The 1,592-nt window shown below is 46.4% G+C and carries 1 protein-coding gene; it reads right to left on the bottom strand.

What is annotated here, in order from left to right; translation table 11 throughout:
• Positions 1 to 319: 319 nt before the first annotated feature.
• A complete protein-coding gene (locus Q1A18_RS18920) occupies positions 320 to 1,471 on the bottom strand; it encodes an IS91 family transposase (RefSeq protein WP_299584690.1) in 1,152 nt (383 codons plus the stop codon).
• Between the last annotated feature and the right edge of the window lie 121 nt (positions 1,472 to 1,592).

Genomic DNA, 1,592 nt, shown 5'->3' with positions numbered 1-1,592 from the left:
AACGTTCTAGTATTTTATCCATCGTTCTGGCATGCTGTTAAATTAGTAATAATAATTGATATTGTTATTTTGCTATTGGGAGAGTTTAAAATGATGGATAAAATATAGTTGGACTCTTCCCCGTCGACGCTATGGGCTTCCCGCTTGCAGAATCTCCTCTATTGTCTCAGATTAAGACGATTGCCGTTTCGTTTTTTTCGCTTCTTGTTATTCGAGCACTGCTTTTACTACAGGGGCGAACATAGTTTTCCCGTTGACCTTTAGATCAGTCTGTTGGAAACTTATTGTTCGGTTTATCAAAGAACGCGTGTTTGTTAGTTCAGGCAGAGTTGCTTATCGGGTAAACTTTCATGATCCCTTCGCCGCATTGCTTACATCGCCAAGGGTCTTTTCCGCTAAGGATCTGGAAAGCTTGGTAAGCATTCAATCCTTCCACCGGCGAGAGGTACTGGTCTTTGTCTATCAGAGCCAGGCATTGCTCTTTTTGAGCGGCAGCATTGGCCGAAGCCAAAATGCCAAAGTACCTGATTTTGTAGAAGCCCGAAGGCAAAATGTGGAGTAAAAATCGTTTGACAAATGTTTCCGCCTCCAACTCCATTTCGCGGGTGTAACGTCCGGTTTTCGAATCCTTATAACGAAAGCAAACTTTACCTTGGTTGAAGCTGCAAATCCGGTTATTACTAATTGCTACCCGATGAGTATAACGCCCCAGGTACTCCAATGCCCGACTGGCTGTTTTTCCGGTCTTTTTGGCGTAAACAACCCAGTTTTTAGCGTAAAGCTTTTGTTTGAGACCTTCGGTTTGAAATCCCTCGGGGATGTTCAAACTTCCGGACTGGAGCAGTTTAAGCAAAGCCTCGCAAAACCGGGCCCGAAAGACTCTGGACAGGGCTTTAACCGGTACTAAGAACTTGTTCTTTACCTTGACCCATTCCATCCCGTCTTCAGATAATCCCCCGGCGGGAACCAGCATATGAACATGCGGATGATAAACCAGCGTGGAAGACCAGGTATGTAACACGGCAACAGCCCCGGGCTGCGCCCCCAAAAAGCGCGGGTTGGCACATAAGGCCTGCAAGGATGACCAGGCCTGAGCAAACAACAAACTGTAACAGAGCTGCTGATTGCGGTAGATCAGTCGGTTTAAGCAATCAGGCAAGGTAAAGACCAAGTGAAAATAGTTGCCTGGGAGTAGTCGCCCTTTCAGGTTTTCGACCCAGATTGTTTGCTTTTGGTACTGGCATTTATTGCAATGCCGGTTACGGCACGAGTTGTACGATTGCTCTCGGTAAGCGCATTTATTGCAAACAGACAGGTGCCCTTTTCGTTTCGATGTCCGGCAAGAACTGATAGCTTCAATGGCTTTATGTTGCTCAGGACATAAGTTCCGGTTTTGTTTCAGCCCGGCAGCATAAGCCCGCATAATATCGGCCAATTCTACCGCTTGACGCTTATTCTCTGTCTGTCCCATGCTCCTGCTCTTTGACTTGAGTTAAATCAGGAAGACGGCTATTCCCGGTATCAGCCAGGTGTAGGTAAACCGATGTTGTTTTCATGGAATTGTGCCCCATCAATAGTTGCAGGCGTTTCAG

It is taken from the genome of uncultured Sunxiuqinia sp., assembly GCF_947495665.1.
Taxonomy (GTDB): domain Bacteria; phylum Bacteroidota; class Bacteroidia; order Bacteroidales; family Prolixibacteraceae; genus Sunxiuqinia; species Sunxiuqinia rutila.
This window is presented reverse-complemented; position numbering and strand designations above follow the sequence as displayed.